We start from the raw sequence: 14,584 nt of genomic DNA on the forward strand, positions 1-14,584 counted from the left end.
TTGAGATACTCAATAACGGCCTCAAAGCCGCCTGACAACACTAAACCCCGAGAGTCAACGAAATCCGGGGCAGTCCCAAGCAGCTTTGAGCAATGAGTATCGTCCTCCCCTTGATCCTGTCAGGAGGGTCTGTAACGATCCCAGTGGTTCCAGCGATTTTCAGTAGCAGGTTCAGCTGCAGCTCAACGACGATCATCACGGACGCATGTGACGCCCGGGATCCACTTCGCTCTCCAGCGTGTCCTGCCCTCATCGGTCGGAGCAAAGGGAACCAGCTCACCAGATAAAGGCACCACACCACTTCCCCGGGCTTGACCGACCCTGTTCCAGATCATCAGATTTTTCAAGGAGACGACTCGATGAGGAAACCGCCCTACGCCGGCCCGGATGACACCAATCAGTTCAACAACCTCACCCCCGACAAAGCAGTCAAAATCTTTACCTCGTACCGTCTGCTGGGGGACTGTTTCGAGCAGTGCAGCGACGACGACCTTTTCGGACGCGGGTGGCTCATTGAAGACTGGAAGGCCCTGCTGGTCAACCGCCAGAAACAGGCGCAGCGAGCCGACCGGGAACTCGTGGCCGCGGTCCGCCTTGCCCGCAACGAGGGCGCGGGGTGGCGCGAGATCGCCCGCACACTCGACCTCCCGCCCGAAGAGGTCCGCGCCCGCTTCGACCGTCCCGACGAAGGTCACCAGGACCCATGATGCGTCAAGGCGTCAAGGCGTCAGCGAGTTCTGGGTGAAGAGGTCCCCTTGTGAGGAGTGCGGGCACGAAGCAAGCTGCTGGCCCCGCCGGGCTCGCCCTGGTGCGGGCACCCGAGACTATTCGCGGGGAACGGGTTGTGTCGGTGAGACGGGTCGTTCGCGCTGTCGTGTGGCCGGCGACATCGGGGTCGGGGGCGGGGTCCGGATCGGGGTGAAGGTTTTGTCGTGATCGCATCCTCCGGTAGGCCCGGGTGAACTGTACGGCTTCTTTCGCCAGGTCCTTCATGATGGCCCGTGATGCGGTTGCGGAGAACGGCCACCGACTGAGGTGTCCGAGGATGCGGCCTGTGCAGTGGTGGAGTTGTGCTGCTCCGACCATCGCAGCGCTCGTATGCAGGCCCAACAAGGCGACGTTCATCTGCTCGAGGTCCTGTGTCATGAGGGCGTCATGGATTTTTTGCAGGCGGCTCGAGAGCAGAGCGTCGAATCTGTCCACGAAGTTCAACGCCTCGCGGGTGGAACGCAAATCTGCTGCCAGGGCGCGGACGACGGCCACATCCAGGACAGGGATCATGGGCCCATCATGCAACACGCTGCTTCTTCGCGCATTACTCCAGCACCAGTCCACGTGTTGATCAATCCATTCATCTACGGCGTCCGAAACGAGCCGAAACTTCCCCGCCCGCCTACCTGCCTGCTTGCCTGCATGCCTGCATGCCTGCTGATGGCGATTGGGTATCATTTGTCGCCGGGGTCACCGGGTGATGCCGGGCCGGTTCATCGTCTGTCGGGTACGCCGGCGGTGTACGCGGTTTTAGCGGTGGTACCCCGGTGCGTGGCCGCGGGGGTGTGACTTACGGCTGGGTGAAGAGTTTGCTGCGCTCAATGTCACCGAGCCGGCCGTTCCCGCACGCCTCAAGTGCCTCTTGATAGGCCTGTTCGGTGTCGGTGCCGGCGTCGATAGCAGCACTGATGGTGGGTTGCCGGTCCTCCATGCACTTCTCCAGCTCTTCCGCCGTGGTCCCGTCATTACAGGCACCCAGCGATAAGAGGATGACACCGGCCACCACGACACGATACGCAGTCAGTGAACCCATACCCGACAGTGTAGATCGAGGCCGCTGCCCGGCGCCCGAGGGGACCGGATCTGGACGAGGCCCCGATGTCGTGTATATCCCGTCGTACATGACAGCACGCCCAAAACCCGTCCACATCAAGCAGGCCACCGCGAAGGGCTAGTCATTAGACGGCAGTGGACGCCCCTCCCAGCAGCGCCCGGTAGCCTCTCACCCACCCCCACTCCTACCTCCACCCCGTCCCGTCCCGTCCCTTCCCGTCGGGTCGAGTCTGTCTCAGTAACGGTGTTTCGGGCGTGTTCAGTATCGGGCTTGGCTGAGCAGCGCGATGCTTTTATCGTTGGGGTGAGGCCTCGGCCGGTTTTGGTGGTCACCATCAAACCGGTCGGGGTCTGACCATGTCGCGGCCGGCCCCGTAGGGGTGCGCTGGATGGCGTTGGTGGGGAGCGTGTGACGGTGTGTAGGTGCTCGTTGAGGCGTATCCGGTGAGGTGCTGCCGGGCCTGGCGGTTCGCACGAGCACCGGAGCCGGTGCCGGCTCAACAGGTGACCGGCGTGTCCTTGAGGTGGTCGCCTACAAGTTGAGGTGGTCGCCTGCAAGCGGGCAGGGAATGGGGTGATCGGTCAACGCTGTCCGGCTTGTTTCTTCGCGGGACGAGTGAGTGTCAGTGCGTTCTCGGGGAGCTCTTCCTGGAAGCAGCCCACGATTCTCTGCGCGTCGTCTTCGGTGGCGTCGGGCGGCAGCACGATAGCCAGGTCCGAGGAAACCGCGCCCGGTGATGGCCACCATTCGGCAATCGCAGGGTCCATGATGCAACGCCTGGCATCAATGTCGATGTCCTCGTGCCCGGCGCCACTGAGGGTGATGTACCAGAGCGCATCCGTACCCGTCCGGTACGTCACCATCTGCTCACGGCTCATGGTGTCGGGCCCGGGGGTTCCGGTCTTGGTGGTACAGGCGGGAACCAGTAGCACCACCACCAGGAGGCGCATCGCTCGACTCAAGAGATGCGTCCTCTGTCCTCCCCGGGACGTCCCGGGGAGGACAGAGGATGGAGGGACTCCGCTGCCGGCGCGCAATGTCGTAGGCACACCCAGGCCAGCCCTCTGCATGGTTACGTCCCTTATGAGGCTGGCAGGCGTGTTGCCGGAACGGCGTCGGAGAGACCCGCTCTCACATGGGTCGCCGTCGAGGGGTCCACTATCGAGTGGTCCATTGTCGAGTGTCCCGGTGTTGGGTGGCCCGGGGTGGGGGCTGCGCCGAGGTGGACCGAGATCTGGGCGATCTGGTCCTCACTACTGAGATCCAAAGACACACTCGTCACGTACACGGTGCTGCCATCGGGGAGGATGACAGTGGTTCCCACGGGCGGGAAAATGTCGGCTTTGACCCACGCCAGAGTATGTCCTTTTTCGTCGTGGAATCGGGTGCCTCCCGTAGCATGGGCGTCCAGGGCGAGGAAGGGCCCGTTCAGATGGTTCCCCGCTTGAGGGTGAGGGTGTCCCATCAGTTCCCGCGACGATACTGCTGATCGATGTCGGCCTGGTGGTCGATGCCGGCCTGGTCGACCTTGCGGTGGAAGAGCATGCCGGCCTTGCCGCCGAGGATCGCACCGATCAGGGGCACGAGGACCGCGATTGCCAGGGCGATGAGGCCACTGGCGGTCAGCAGGCTGCCATCGACGGGGATGCTCGGGACGCCATTCAGGGTGGACAGCACGTTGAACTGGTCCCCGGCCACCGCGGCGAGGATCGCCAGGACGATCGCGATGATGATGCCCCACAACCACACGGCCAAGCCCTGCTTCGCGCCGTCGAATCGCGCCATGCGCCCGGCGACGTACCCGCCGCAGTAGTACGCGACGAACAAGATGATCGCCAGCACGATCCCGCTGACGATGCCGATGGTTTCGGCGTTCTCAGTGGCCTGGTTCGCGGCGTCGGAGGCGCCGTTGGTGTTCGCGGCTCCCACGCCGGCTCCGATCGCCGTGGCGAGAGCGCTGAGGATCACGGTCAACCCGATCGCGGTCAGCCAACCGAAGAACGCGGAGCCGAATTTGATGCCACCGAAGCGTTCCTTCTGCGCGGCCACGACATCATCGCGCCGGTTCCTGGGAGTACTCGCCCCGGAAGTGTTGTGCTCTGTCATGACAAGTCCTTTTCGTTAATCGTGCCTACCTCGTCCGACCACCACTCTCTCGACGGCCGGTATAGCTGCCTCGACAAACCCCTTGAAGAGCTCCGGCAGCTGATAGGTCACCTAGGTCCCACCATAATAGCTAAGTATGCTTACTAGTTGTAAGGGGCGCCCCGACCTCTTCGCGCACGACCCTGGGCGGCATCTGGCATTGCTGCGCAGGATGCGGAGCGCCACTGAGGTCCTCCGTGTGCGTGGTGGCACCCGGGGCTGGCCCATAGCAGCTTGTGTGCTTTTGGTCATCCGCCACGAAGGATGCGGGGTTCCACCCGACCCGTCCGTCGGGTCCGTGCTAGAAGTGAAGGGCCGACATGTTGTCGGTGCTGCACTGTTGAAACGTACTGTCTGATTCAATCCTGAAGGGAGCATCATGGGACTCGATGACAAGATTGGCAATGCCGCTCAGAAGCTTGGCGGGCAGGGCAAGGAAGCCGCGGGTGACGCCACCGGGGATCAGGACCTCAAGGCCGAGGGTCAAACCGATCAGGCCAAGGGGGACCTGAAGCAGGCGGGCGAGAAGATCAAGGACGTCTTCACAAAAAACTGACCCGCAACACCTCGGTCCCGCAACCTACCCCGACCATCCACTTTGGGACCCCGGGACCACGGCTTCCAGGATTTTTGAGGCCCACGCGCCGGGGTCCAGGATTTAGGAGTCAAGGTCTAGGAGTCAGGGTCTAGGAGTCAAGGTCTAGATGCCGGGGGGTTGGGGGTCAGGAGGAGAGTGCGTCCCGTTGGACGCGCTCTCCTCCTTTTTCTGAACGGTGTGCACCTGAAGCGCTGAAGCGCTTCCCTAGGCTGCGATTATTGACACCCGGCGCCGCGTTCATGACCGGGCGTCTTCGCCGCACATGCTGCCCGCCGAGTTGCTCGTATCTAACTGTCCTTATTGGTCCTCCATGTTGGCCCTCCATCTTGCTGCGACAGGGAGTGCGGTTCACGCGGGTGTTCCATCGGGTGCGCTCCATGCGGGTGCTCGCGTGCAGGTGATGCTGCTTGCGTGGTGGGACTTACTACCGCCACGATAGTAAGTCTGCTGTTATTTCTGGGTGGAGTCAGCCCAGCACACCTGATTGCCCTCTCGTAGGGGCCACTGGCGTGGTGCTGGTCGGCCGGGTGAAGGGATAGGTTTGTGGGATCATTTATGGCGCAGCGTGGCACCCTGAACCGGAGTTCCGGGTCGTTCCTCTGGGAGGGGGCTTTGGGGCGGGCGGCGGGCCGGTCTCTTCAGGTCCTGCTGGTCATGCTCCTGGGCACGGTGCTGGTATTCGCGCTGGTTCAGGTGCGCCTGGTGATCATCCCGTTGTTGCTCGCCTTGATTCTGGCCTCGGCGATCGGCCCGTTCGTGTCCTGGCTGCGGCGCAAGGGATGCTCCAGTTCGGTGGCGACGGCCAGCGCGTTCACCCTTCTGCTGCTCTGCGTGGGCGCACTGGCCACAGGTGTTGTTATTGCTGTCATCGGCCAGACAGACATCCTTGTCATCAAAGCCGCGCAGGGAGCGAACCAGCTGCTCGATCTTGTGCAGAACGGCCCGATCCCTGTCAGTGATGCCCAGCTGCAGGCAGCCCGGGACGCCGTCGTGGATTTCGTCACGAGCAGCACGGCCGGCTCGACGGCGCTGGCAGGTCTCAGTGCGGCCACGACCTTCCTCACGGGAAGTCTGCTGACGATGGTCATCCTGTTCTTCTTCCTCAAGGACGGGGAGAAGATCTGGGCGTTCATCCTCAGGTTCTTTCGGGATGTGCGCCTGGTGAAGGCACGCCGGGTCGGGGACCAGGCACTATCCGTCCTCGGCGGGTACGTGCGCGGCACCGCGATCATCGCCGCCGTCGATGCGTTTTTTATCGGTGCAGCGTTGGTCATCCTGCAGGTTCCGCTGGCCGTACCGCTGGCGATCATCGTGTTCATCGGCTCATTCATCCCCCTGGTCGGGGCGACACTGGCCGGGGCCCTGGCTACCGTGGTGGCGCTGGTGACCAATGGGCCGGTCACGGCCCTCATCGTTCTCGGCGTCGTGATCCTCGTGAACCAGCTCGAGGGAAACTTCCTGCAACCTGTCGTCATGGGCCACACACTCAGCGTCCACCCGCTCGTGATCCTGGTCGCCCTGACCGCGGGGACAGTCCTTGCCGGGATCATCGGCGCGATTCTCGCCGTGCCGCTCACCGCCGTAGCCTGGGCCGGGATCAAAGCCTGGAACGCCGAATCCGACCACCTCATCACCGATGATCAAATCTTGCTCGCCGAAACCCACACCCTCATGGACGAACAAGGCCACGGCCCCAGCACACTCCCCGAGAACGGTGCGGGCGAACCAGTGCTGCCGGAGCTGCCCGAGATCAACCCGGCACTGCTCACGGAGCGATCCCTGGTCGCGCCCAGACACCAAAGCCTGGACCCCGACACCCAGGACCCGACCACGGGGGAACCCGACACGGGTGAACCGGCCACGGGTAATCCCGCCACGAGAGATCCGGACGCGGAACCACGCCCCTAGCCCACTGTGTCCGCCTCGACGGGTCTGGCGCATCGGGAGTCAACCTGCCCTGAGAACTAGTCAGCCTACTGATCAATCAGTAGCGTTGAGAGCGTTACGGGGTGCCGGTGGTCTTCGCGAACGCACCACCGGCGCAAGATGTGACCCGTAGCAACAGCTATCCACTCCCGCCACCGCAACAATGATCACGGTGGCGATCATGAAAGGAACAGCGCATGCCAGCAGGCCAGGGAAAGAATATCCGTCGAGTCACCAGTGTTGATGTGGTCCGCAGTACGACCGGAGAGAACCAACCCGGTTCCTACACCTTCGAACTCACCCTCGACGACGGGGTGGAAGAGCACCTCCTCGTGGTCCCCGCCGATGAAGCATCGACGGTGGCCCGACTGATCCAGCACGCCAGCGCGATGCAGTGGGACAAGTCGACCGAGGATCTGATCTTCGAGAACTACGGCTCCTAACCGCACCTCCCGACAAACATCAGCAGCAGCACCAGCACCAGCACCAGCATAGAAAAGGCCCATACGGTCCTGCTTGCGCAGGGACCGTACGGGCCTTCTTGATGGTCGAGCGTGCGGTGTTAGCGCGTGCTCTCCGTTAACGCGTGCTCTCCGTTAGCGCTTGTTCTTCGTGCCGGGGTTATTGGTGGTGTCGTCGAGGATCTCGATCTGTTCCTTGCGAACAGTGTCAGAGACTTCCTGCTGCTCGGTGACGGTCTCCGTGTCGAGGCGGACCCGCTCGACGGCGACGGCTTCCTTGTCCACGACAACGCGCTCTTCGTGGAGGACGACTTCGTGCTCTTCCTCGCTGATCGCCGGCCCGTCCAGGGCATCACCGCGGTTGGCGTCGGTGATCGGCTCGCGCGTGACACGGACTTCTTCGTGCTGGACCGGGACGGTCTTGGTCACGTTCTCGGTCACCACGTACTTGCGCAGACGTGCCTTCCCGACCTCGCGGCGCTCCTTGCCCACGTGGAGCTGCTCCTCGGAGCGGGTCATCGCATCATCGGTCGTCGGACCGGACGTGTCGCGCCCGACCGTGCCCCGTGCCTCCGACCGGTCGGTGCGCCCGGTGCCGGTCATGCCCGTGGTGGTACCGGCGGTGTTGTCTGCAGTGCCCTGCCCGGAAGGGTTGGTGAGGCCGTAGTGGCGGTAAAGGCGGTCCTCCTCCTCGGGGCTGAGATTGCCGTCGGCCTCGATCCGCGGTGCGTCCTTGACCTGGTCCTTGGTGTACGCGACGGACACATCGTCCCCGGCGAGGCTCGCGTTCTGCAGGGGCACGAACGACTCAGAGGTGCCGAACAGGCCCGTCTTGACAGTTACCCAGCTCGGCTCACCGGTCTGATCATCCAGATACACCTGACCGGCCGAGCCGATCTTCGCGCCCTGGGTGTCCAGGACGGTGCTACGCCCGGAGAGGATGACGTCAATATCGTTCTGCGAAATCATGTAGAGCTCCCTTGTCGAAAATGGTTTAGCGAAGGCGTCGCGGTACGGCGCTGATCAAGATCAGGCTGAAGTCCTGCGCGGACATCCCGTACTGCACGGACGTCAGCTGGAGGAGCCTGCTTGCCGTGCACTCCGTACGCCTACACTATCTAAGCAGGCTGATAATAAGTAGCCTTGCACTTAGCTTGTCATGATGACCGATGACGTGATCGCCCGGTACGCCTCACACGATGGCCCTCGTACGGAGATCCCTTATGTGGCGGCGTCGTATGCACCACGTCTCGTAGCACCCATTCTTTGAAGGAGTACCTTATGGAAGAAACACTCAGAACCGGTTTGGCGACGGTGGTGGAGTTCGTACCGAAGCTCGTCCTGTTCCTGGTCATCCTCGTCGTTGGCCTGATCATCGCGAAGGTCATCGCGAAGGCCCTGGACAAGCTCCTGGAGAAGGTCGGCTTCGACCGTGCCGTGGAGCGCGGCGGCGTGAAGAAGGCCTTGGCCCAGTCCACCCTCGATGCCAGCGACATCGTCTCGAAAATCGTCTACTACTTTCTGGTCCTGTTCGTCCTTCAGTTCGCCTTCGGTGTCTTCGGGCCCAACCCGGTCAGCGACCTGCTCGCGGGCATCATAGCGTTCCTGCCGAAGATCATCGTCGCGATCGTCATCGTCGTCATCGCAGCGGCCATCGCCGCTGCCGTGAAGTCCCTGATCCAGAACGCGCTCGGTGGCCTGTCCTACGGCAAGATCCTCGCCAACATCGCCAGCGTCTTCATCCTCGGCATCGGCATCATCGCCGCCCTGAACCAGGTTGAGATCGCCACCACGGTCACCACCCCGATCCTGATCGCTGTCCTCGCCGCCATTGTCGGTGTCATCGTCGTCGGTGTCGGTGGAGGCCTCATCGGCCCGATGTCCCGCCGCTGGGAAGGCTACCTGAACAAGGCCGAGGAAGAAGCACCGAAAATCAAGGCCCACGCCGATGCCGCACCTTCAGCCGGCCAGCAGCTGAAGAACAAGACCCAGCAGGCCAAAAATTCAGTACACAAGACGAGCCAGACGAACCAGATGGATCAGGTAAGTCCGGCGAAACGGCACACTTCCGGCCCCGACGGTGCCCACCGCATCTGACCCACCCACGGGCACCCCACCTGCGAAGCGGGCAGGGCACCTTCGTGCCCTGCCCGCATCCTTCATACCCGGCCCCGCCCTTTCACGCCCCAGGACCGCTCTTCACGCGCACAGTCCTTCATGCGAAAGGCCCTTTTCGACCGCTACCGGCCCACGGGGGCACAGTCGGCCTCGAACTGGCGACCTACCGTCAACGTGCCGTCAACGTGCCGGCAACGTGCCGTCAACTCGCCGTCAACTCGCCGTCAACTCGCCGTCAACTCGAGCATGGAACGGCCGGGTAACCACAAGATACAAGGCAGAAAGGACGGAAATCCCGTGTACGAAGTTCAACGACACGCGGGTCACCAGTTCGTGGTCCGGCCGCACGCGGGTCACCAGTTCGTGGTCCGCTCGTTTGTGGGTCACTAGTTCGTGGTCCGCCCGTTTGTGGTCCGGTCCTCAGCGGTGCGACGATCGACAATTCGCCTAGGGTTGGTATTCGGATCATGATCTCGCTCGAGACGAGTCATGTGTTGGTGGTCGCGGCGCGGAAGCTCAGCACCCGGGACACCACCGCCCTGCGGGGCATCGGGTTGACCCCCACGGGCCTATACGCACTGGAGGACCTGGAACGCAACGGCGCCATGGAACAAGCCCGCCTGGCCCACTTGCTCTATGTGCGACCGCAAACCATCGGACATCTCCTGAGCCGGTTCGAACACTACGGGTGGGTCACGCGGCACCCCAGCGGGCACCGCAACTACCTCACCGTTGACATCACCGACCAGGGACGCTTGGTCCTCGCCGCCGCCCGTCACCTGACCGCGACGGCAGGCCGGACACACCAGACTGATCACAACGATCGCCGTCGTCGGGCTCGTCCTGTAAAGCACGAAGACCATGATTGCCTTCGGGATCGTGAGGCACCCGGACATGATGAGATCAGCGGCGTGTCAGGTGATGATCAGCTGCACGATCATCAGTTACATGATGATCGGTTGCAGGCGGCCCTGAACGCGCTCCGGCCCTTCCTGATTGCCGTCATCACCACAGCGGAGAGCGACGCAGCCGACGACGACCGCACTGTGTCACCGGCACCCCTAGCCCGACCCTGACTCACGTCAGCAAACGCTTCAAAGTATCCGCATCCGGAACAGCCGGACATAAGAAGCCGAGCCAAGCGAAGCCAACAACATAAGGACGCGATGACGTGGCCCGCGAAGGTGCCCGGGCACCCTCACAGCGGGCCCGGGCACCATCGGGGCACTCACTCCGGCCGGCTTCTTGACCGGAACGGTAAGTGCACTTACTAGTTGAGCACAGGAAACCAGGAGATGGTCAAGACTCGGCCGAAAAACAGTACGACCAAAAATCCTCATAGACTTTGGCCGCTTTCTGCCTGCTATCGGGCAGTCATCGGGTCCGCTCATCTGCTTCTAGGCCGGCGCAGATTGATCGGGTGAGGGTCCGCAGGATCTGGGGATCTGCTATGGCGTCCAGGATGTCCTGGGCGAGTAGGCTGATCTTCCGGTTGACGCGCTGGCTGTACTGGCTCAGCCGGGCGAAGGCTTCATCCGCACTGATGGCCTGGGTGACCATGAGCATTCCCTTGGCCTGCTCGATGACCGCTCGTTTCTCGGCGGAACGGGCCACCGCAGTATTAGCGGCGATCGCCGTCTCATCACGCACGGGGGCGGTGATATCGATCAGGAATCCCCGCATCCCGCGAACCTTGCCGTCCTCGACGAGCGGGTCGATGATCGCAAGGACCCGTCGGGGCCGGGTGCGCGCATCGATCAGCGTGTAGTACCAGGCAATCGCTCCGCCGGCGGTCAGGGCCTCATCTCCTAGTGCCCGAGCCTGCTCGCGGTAGGCGGGCCCCACGTGCGCGAACCCAAGTTCGAGGGTCGGCACGATGTCTCCGGGCTCATACCCGTGGATCGCGTACATCCCCTCGTCCCAGGTCAGTGTGGCCGTGTCGATGATGTACGCGAAGGCACCCACCTGATCCAGGAGGGGCCTAGGCCCCTCTAATGCGGCGTTGTCGGATACCGGAGCCCTCTGAGGTCCTGGCCTCCGTGAAGGAGCTGGGGTACCAGATGGTGGCGGACGATTAGCGAGGGGGACCGCACTGCCCGGTGGCGTGCCACGCCTGCCACCGGAGGATCCCTGAGAAGTGTGTGCTGCAGCAGGATCAGGAGAAGGACGCGGAAGCCTGGGACGAGACATGAAAACGGGTGCCGATCATCGTACAAACCTTGAGCGGGGCCAGCTGCTTGACCTCATCCCGACAGACAGCTCCGAGCCTATCAACACCCACCGGCCCAACCGACCCTACCGACCCTGCCAACGGGCCCATCCGCGCGCTTCTTCGACCAACCCCTCAGGCGGGCCCCGTCAGCCACTACCTCACGACGAACCGATGTCATCTGCAGATGCCGGCATTACCTGTTCAGGGACGGTCCAGGGGCTCCCTGGACTGCGAAAAGTGACCGATGAGATAGTGCACCGCGACGACAGCGATGACAACGGATACGCCCATCCCTGCCAGCATCAGGTACAGACCGCCCAGGATCGCCATCGGTGAGGATGCGTCCTGCAGATACCGGAGCCCGCCATAGGCACCAACAGTCCACGCCACGACGATCATCAGTAACGCCACCAGTGCCGGGACAGCGGCCCGATGCACCCCCAACCACCCCGACATCCCCGACATCCCCGACATCCGGCGTCGTACCCTGCGATGTACTTGATCCATCCCCATGCACCCATTATGGAGCGAAACCAACCTCGACTAAGGCCCCCGGCCACCATGTGCCTTCGGGCACGCCCTTAGCCTGACAGATGATAAGGCTCTCCTTCCTACAGTTATGGTCGGCCGGGAGCAAATCCTCGGGTCGGTTCCTACCCCGGATCAAGCGGTGAGCGACACTGATCGGTATGGAAGAACTAGACCCGCAGCTCGGCTCACAGACCGGCCCGGAGCCCGGTCCGGGGCCCGAGGACTACGTCCGGGCCGCGAAGGACGCATTCGCGAAGTGTCCTCGGATGAGCGGACTACGCCTGGAGTCCGTCCAGGCCGGATACGGTTACCTGACGATCCGCTTCGAGGGACCCGAGGACGACTTCCGCGGCCCGTACGGGGCCATCATCCGGCTCCCCCGCGACAGGCACGACGCACTATGGGTCCGCTACGCCGCCGACAGCCAGGCCACCATCGAGGACTGGGCCTACACGGGTGTCGCCATGCGAGCCGACCACGCCCATACCGCCAGCCGAACCCAGCACCGCGGATACACCCTGGACGACATCTGGTGGCTCATCAACGACACCACCTGATAACCCCAACACCCGGCCCCCACCGTTTACCGGACGGGCTCATTGCCTAGCGGCCGGAGTCGATGACCGTGGCGATGTAGACGGCGGCCTGGGATCGACGCTGAAAGCCCAGTTTCGCCAGGATCGAGGACACGTGATTTTTGACGGTCTTCTCGGCCAGCACCAATTCAACGGCGATCTGCCGGTTCGACAGGCCCTCCCCAACCAGCGTCAAAACTCTTCTCTGCTGCGTCGTCAGGCAGGTAAGTCGCCCATCGTCCTCCGGCGCCTCATGCAGCCCGGCGATGATGCGCTCCCTCATCCCCGGCTCGAACAAAGACTCTCCCGCAGCGGCCCGACGGACTTTCCCGACCAGATCGAAGTTACGGATCTCCTTCAGGATGTACCCCGAAGCCCCGGCCACCAGCGCACCTCGTACCGCCACGTCATCGTCGTAACTGGTCAGGATGACACAGCATAGGGACGGGTCGATGGCGCGCACATCCCGGCACACCTCGATCCCCGTTCCATCCGGGAGCCGCACATCCAGGATCGAGACATCAGGTGCCAGGAGCGGAATCAGGCGTGTGGCTTCCTCGGCGGACCCGGTCTCGCCGACAATCACGCATCCTTGCGTTTCCAGCAGCTCTCGTAGTCCCAACCGCACCAGCTCATGATCTTCAAGAAGGAACACCGTAACGTCCCTCATCTGATAATCCTGCTCGCCTGCACCCGGCACCCCTCCACGTCCTCGACCCTGACCCTGACCCTGACCCTGACCTTGACCTTGACCTTGACCTTGACCTTGACGAACACTGCATGACATCGACCATCGGCGTGGCCGGCGTCCGCTTTTCGTATCACCGGGTAGTCCGAGAGGTCACGACAGCTTCACACTGCAGTACCGAGGTGATGCCGCGCTTCACCCATCGGGAGTGACCTTGTGGTTGTGGTTGGTCTAATTGGGGCCCTGTGTAGGAGTCCACTGCCTGTGAGTCTCGCAGCCGATGACGGGTTCAGGAAGGGGTTCACGAATCCCGGCACGCGGACCACGCTCGGAGCAGGCTATCGAGCGGTGGCGCATCGCGCGCTCCTTCAAAGACATCCCCCGGAGGCTGTGAACTTTCACGAGAGAGGCGAACTTTTTCTGCCCTGGGGTGGCGGGGTTGCTGTCGGTCTGGGGTACACCCCAACCCCACGTCAGGTCCGTTGGCACAAAGTGTCCGTCTAGGATCACTTTTCGCTTTGATAGACAGCCTTGTCCTCAGGTCTAGAGTTCAACCTGACATGAGCGTCGAAAACGGAAGGTGTGTCAGTGACAGGGCAGCGGGTTGGCTATGTACGGGTGAGCACTCTCGATCAGAAGACCGTCCGCCAACTGGACAGGGTGGTCCTCGATCGTGTGTTCACCGACCACGCCTCGGGCAAGGACCAGAACCGGCCGGCACTGGAGGACCTGATCGGTTTCGTGCGAGACGGCGACACCGTGGTGGTCCACTCCATGGACCGGCTCGCCCGGAATCTTGAGGACCTGCGCAGTATCGTCCGCCGGCTCACCGGGAAGAAGGTCCGAGTGGAGTTCGTCCACGAGAACTTGCTGTTCACCGGTGAGGACAACGCAATGGCGACCCTGCTGCTGAATGTGATGGGTGCGTTCGCGGAGTTCGAGCGCTCCCTCATCCGTGAGCGCCAACGCGAAGGGATCGTCCTGGCGAAACAACGAAACGCCTACAAGGGACGCGCCCCATCGCTGAGCCCGGAGCAGGCGGCTGAACTGTGCCGGAAAGCCGACGCCGGCGTGCCCAAAGCGGTCCTCGCCCGAGAGTTCGGGATCAGCCGGGAAACCGTCTACACCTACCTCCGGGCCCGCAATAGCGAGACAGACGCTGCGACAGCACTCGTGGAGAAGGTCGTCCAAGGACTCCCGTTGGATACGAGGCCGCCTCCCAGTCTCGCCCCATACGACACTCTCTTGGCGTCACCACAGCAACAGACCCCGCCAAGTTGATCGATAGAACCCCGCCATCTCCACGAAAACTCACATCACGGCTCACAGATGGAAGTGTCTCGTGGACGGTGGGACTGTCCGATAAACGGTGTGTGGGGTCCGGCGTTTCATCAGTAAGTTGTTTTCTCGAATCGTCCGGCGAAGGTTATCGCGAACGCGTTGAGTGCGGGTTTCCACCTGATCACCCAGCGTGCTCTGCCACCGCCGGTGGGGTCAAGAGACCG

At 62.8% G+C, this 14,584-nt stretch carries 16 protein-coding genes; 8 read left to right on the plus strand and 8 right to left on the minus strand.

What is annotated here, in order from left to right:
• Positions 1 to 359: 359 nt before the first annotated feature.
• A complete protein-coding gene (locus ACX80P_RS16550; RefSeq protein ID WP_459279204.1) occupies positions 360 to 707 on the plus strand; it encodes a hypothetical protein in 348 nt (115 codons plus the stop codon).
• Between the two features lie 4 nt (positions 708 to 711).
• Here the strand turns inward: ACX80P_RS16550 and ACX80P_RS16555 are convergent, their stop codons facing one another.
• The 4 genes from ACX80P_RS16555 to ACX80P_RS16570 form a co-directional block, all read right to left on the minus strand.
• Positions 712 to 1,281 carry a hypothetical protein gene (locus tag ACX80P_RS16555; RefSeq protein WP_459279205.1) on the minus strand — a complete coding sequence of 190 codons (570 nt, stop codon included), beginning with the start codon at positions 1,279 to 1,281 and terminating at the stop codon, positions 712 to 714.
• Between the two features lie 280 nt (positions 1,282 to 1,561).
• The gene (locus ACX80P_RS16560; RefSeq protein ID WP_459279206.1) at positions 1,562 to 1,804 is read right to left on the minus strand and encodes a hypothetical protein; all 243 of its coding nucleotides are present in this window, start codon (positions 1,802 to 1,804) and stop codon (positions 1,562 to 1,564) included.
• Between the two features lie 602 nt (positions 1,805 to 2,406).
• Positions 2,407 to 2,775, minus strand: coding sequence for a hypothetical protein (locus tag ACX80P_RS16565; RefSeq protein WP_459279207.1), 369 nt, complete (start codon positions 2,773 to 2,775; stop codon positions 2,407 to 2,409).
• Between the two features lie 514 nt (positions 2,776 to 3,289).
• Positions 3,290 to 3,931, minus strand: coding sequence for a hypothetical protein (locus ACX80P_RS16570; RefSeq protein ID WP_394253125.1), 642 nt, complete (start codon positions 3,929 to 3,931; stop codon positions 3,290 to 3,292).
• A gap of 418 nt (positions 3,932 to 4,349) precedes the next feature.
• On the opposite strand from ACX80P_RS16570, the gene ACX80P_RS16575 reads away from it, so the two are divergent.
• The 3 genes from ACX80P_RS16575 to ACX80P_RS16585 all read left to right on the plus strand — a co-directional run bounded on the left by ACX80P_RS16575 (position 4,350) and on the right by ACX80P_RS16585 (position 6,937).
• Positions 4,350 to 4,526 (plus strand): CsbD family protein, encoded by a 177-nt coding sequence (locus tag ACX80P_RS16575; protein ID WP_394253123.1) that lies wholly within the window; start codon positions 4,350 to 4,352, stop codon positions 4,524 to 4,526.
• Positions 4,527 to 5,222: 696 nt separating this feature from the next.
• The gene (locus tag ACX80P_RS16580; protein ID WP_459279208.1) at positions 5,223 to 6,476 is read left to right on the plus strand and encodes an AI-2E family transporter; all 1,254 of its coding nucleotides are present in this window, start codon (positions 5,223 to 5,225) and stop codon (positions 6,474 to 6,476) included.
• A 215-nt stretch (positions 6,477 to 6,691) separates the two neighbouring features.
• The gene (locus ACX80P_RS16585) at positions 6,692 to 6,937 is read left to right on the plus strand and encodes a hypothetical protein (RefSeq protein ID WP_394253119.1); all 246 of its coding nucleotides are present in this window, start codon (positions 6,692 to 6,694) and stop codon (positions 6,935 to 6,937) included.
• Between the two features lie 153 nt (positions 6,938 to 7,090).
• Here ACX80P_RS16585 and ACX80P_RS16590 read toward each other — a convergent pair whose 3' ends face one another.
• A complete protein-coding gene (locus tag ACX80P_RS16590; protein ID WP_459279209.1) occupies positions 7,091 to 7,924 on the minus strand; it encodes a YsnF/AvaK domain-containing protein in 834 nt (277 codons plus the stop codon).
• A gap of 312 nt (positions 7,925 to 8,236) precedes the next feature.
• Between ACX80P_RS16590 and ACX80P_RS16595 the strand changes: the two genes are divergently transcribed.
• Together ACX80P_RS16595 and ACX80P_RS16600 are read left to right on the plus strand one after the other, a co-directional pair.
• On the plus strand, positions 8,237 to 9,052 hold the full coding sequence (locus ACX80P_RS16595) for a mechanosensitive ion channel family protein (RefSeq protein ID WP_394253115.1): 816 nt from the start codon (positions 8,237 to 8,239) through the stop codon (positions 9,050 to 9,052).
• Positions 9,053 to 9,540: 488 nt separating this feature from the next.
• On the plus strand, positions 9,541 to 10,149 hold the full coding sequence (locus tag ACX80P_RS16600; protein WP_459279210.1) for a MarR family winged helix-turn-helix transcriptional regulator: 609 nt from the start codon (positions 9,541 to 9,543) through the stop codon (positions 10,147 to 10,149).
• A 298-nt stretch (positions 10,150 to 10,447) separates the two neighbouring features.
• On the opposite strand, the gene ACX80P_RS16605 is transcribed toward ACX80P_RS16600, so the two are convergent.
• Both ACX80P_RS16605 and ACX80P_RS16610 read right to left on the minus strand, forming a co-directional pair.
• Positions 10,448 to 11,263 (minus strand): PAS and ANTAR domain-containing protein, encoded by an 816-nt coding sequence (locus tag ACX80P_RS16605; protein ID WP_459279211.1) that lies wholly within the window; start codon positions 11,261 to 11,263, stop codon positions 10,448 to 10,450.
• A 223-nt stretch (positions 11,264 to 11,486) separates the two neighbouring features.
• Positions 11,487 to 11,684, minus strand: a complete 198-nt coding sequence (locus ACX80P_RS16610) for a hypothetical protein (protein WP_459279212.1) — start codon at positions 11,682 to 11,684, stop codon at positions 11,487 to 11,489.
• 290 nt (positions 11,685 to 11,974) lie between these two features.
• Here ACX80P_RS16610 and ACX80P_RS16615 point away from each other — a divergent pair, with 290 nt between their 5' ends.
• On the plus strand, positions 11,975 to 12,373 hold the full coding sequence (locus ACX80P_RS16615) for a hypothetical protein (RefSeq protein WP_459279213.1): 399 nt from the start codon (positions 11,975 to 11,977) through the stop codon (positions 12,371 to 12,373).
• Positions 12,374 to 12,419: 46 nt separating this feature from the next.
• On the opposite strand, the gene ACX80P_RS16620 is transcribed toward ACX80P_RS16615, so the two are convergent.
• Entirely contained in the window at positions 12,420 to 13,061 is a 642-nt protein-coding gene (locus ACX80P_RS16620) for a response regulator (protein ID WP_459279214.1), read from the minus strand.
• A gap of 606 nt (positions 13,062 to 13,667) precedes the next feature.
• Here ACX80P_RS16620 and ACX80P_RS16625 point away from each other — a divergent pair.
• Positions 13,668 to 14,360 (plus strand): recombinase family protein, encoded by a 693-nt coding sequence (locus ACX80P_RS16625; RefSeq protein ID WP_459279215.1) that lies wholly within the window; start codon positions 13,668 to 13,670, stop codon positions 14,358 to 14,360.
• The last annotated feature ends 224 nt before the right edge of the window (positions 14,361 to 14,584 follow it).

The organism is Arthrobacter arabinosi (genome assembly GCF_054511115.1).

What these genes read in the sequence shown, in the direction of transcription:
- ACX80P_RS16585 (WP_394253119.1), top strand. Translation starts at nt 6,692, where the DNA reads ATGCCAGCAGGCCAGGGAAAGAATATCCGTCGAGTCACCAGTGTTGAT.
- ACX80P_RS16580 (WP_459279208.1), top strand. Translation starts at nt 5,223, where the DNA reads ATGCTCCTGGGCACGGTGCTGGTATTCGCGCTGGTTCAGGTGCGCCTG.
- ACX80P_RS16615 (WP_459279213.1), top strand. Translation starts at nt 11,975, where the DNA reads ATGGAAGAACTAGACCCGCAGCTCGGCTCACAGACCGGCCCGGAGCCC.
- ACX80P_RS16620 (WP_459279214.1), bottom strand. Translation starts at nt 13,061, where the DNA reads ATGAGGGACGTTACGGTGTTCCTTCTTGAAGATCATGAGCTGGTGCGG.
- ACX80P_RS16610 (WP_459279212.1), bottom strand. Translation starts at nt 11,684, where the DNA reads ATGATCGTCGTGGCGTGGACTGTTGGTGCCTATGGCGGGCTCCGGTAT.
- ACX80P_RS16560 (WP_459279206.1), bottom strand. Translation starts at nt 1,804, where the DNA reads ATGGGTTCACTGACTGCGTATCGTGTCGTGGTGGCCGGTGTCATCCTC.
- ACX80P_RS16555 (WP_459279205.1), bottom strand. Translation starts at nt 1,281, where the DNA reads ATGATCCCTGTCCTGGATGTGGCCGTCGTCCGCGCCCTGGCAGCAGAT.
- ACX80P_RS16565 (WP_459279207.1), bottom strand. Translation starts at nt 2,775, where the DNA reads ATGCGCCTCCTGGTGGTGGTGCTACTGGTTCCCGCCTGTACCACCAAG.
- ACX80P_RS16550 (WP_459279204.1), top strand. Translation starts at nt 360, where the DNA reads ATGAGGAAACCGCCCTACGCCGGCCCGGATGACACCAATCAGTTCAAC.
- ACX80P_RS16605 (WP_459279211.1), bottom strand. Translation starts at nt 11,263, where the DNA reads ATGTCTCGTCCCAGGCTTCCGCGTCCTTCTCCTGATCCTGCTGCAGCA.
- ACX80P_RS16595 (WP_394253115.1), top strand. Translation starts at nt 8,237, where the DNA reads ATGGAAGAAACACTCAGAACCGGTTTGGCGACGGTGGTGGAGTTCGTA.
- ACX80P_RS16600 (WP_459279210.1), top strand. Translation starts at nt 9,541, where the DNA reads ATGATCTCGCTCGAGACGAGTCATGTGTTGGTGGTCGCGGCGCGGAAG.
- ACX80P_RS16590 (WP_459279209.1), bottom strand. Translation starts at nt 7,924, where the DNA reads ATGATTTCGCAGAACGATATTGACGTCATCCTCTCCGGGCGTAGCACC.
- ACX80P_RS16575 (WP_394253123.1), top strand. Translation starts at nt 4,350, where the DNA reads ATGGGACTCGATGACAAGATTGGCAATGCCGCTCAGAAGCTTGGCGGG.
- ACX80P_RS16570 (WP_394253125.1), bottom strand. Translation starts at nt 3,931, where the DNA reads ATGACAGAGCACAACACTTCCGGGGCGAGTACTCCCAGGAACCGGCGC.